A 536-nucleotide genomic window follows, 5' to 3' on the forward strand; every position below is an offset into this window, starting at 1 on the left:
GGCGTGTCGCCGTGACGTGAAGCGGCCTTCTGTTGATCCTGGTTTCTCGCCAAAGACACCGTGATCAGACAAAAGGCCGTGGAGGACAGCTTGGCCCACGATGTCCCTGCCGTCGAGCACCTGGAGGTGCTGTGTCGGTTCCGGGAGGAGTTCTACGGCTGTCTGACCCGGCGGGCGGATGCCCTGTTCGAGCTCGCCGACGCCGTGCTGTGCGCGGACGGCCCGGTCCGTGACCTGGTCGGCCTGTCGCTGGCACCGGAGCACCGCCGGGGGCACGGCGCGCTGTACGACGCGATCAACCACGGCCAGGTCGAGATCAGCCGGCTGCGCCGGGTGCTGGCCGGGCTGCCGCTCCCGCGGGCCGCCGACGGCCGGATCGTCCTGGGCGTGGACGTCAGCCCGTGGCTGCGCCCGGACGCGGCCACCAGCCCGGGTCGGCTGTTCTGCCACACCTACGGCCGGGGCAAGGGCAACGCCCAGATGATCCCGGGCTGGCCCTACTCGTTCGCCGCCGCCCTCGAGCCGGGCCGCACCTC

General features: G+C 71.8%; 1 protein-coding gene. It reads left to right on the top strand.

Features of this window, described 5'->3' with window-relative positions; all coding sequences use genetic code 11:
* Window positions 1-90: 90 nt before the first annotated feature.
* On the top strand, window positions 91-536 hold a 446-nt coding region (locus AB1460_RS38265; RefSeq protein ID WP_368967507.1), incomplete at its 3' end, for a transposase.

This window comes from Parafrankia sp. FMc2 (assembly GCF_041008525.1).
In the GTDB taxonomy this organism is placed as follows: domain Bacteria; phylum Actinomycetota; class Actinomycetes; order Frankiales; family Frankiaceae; genus Parafrankia.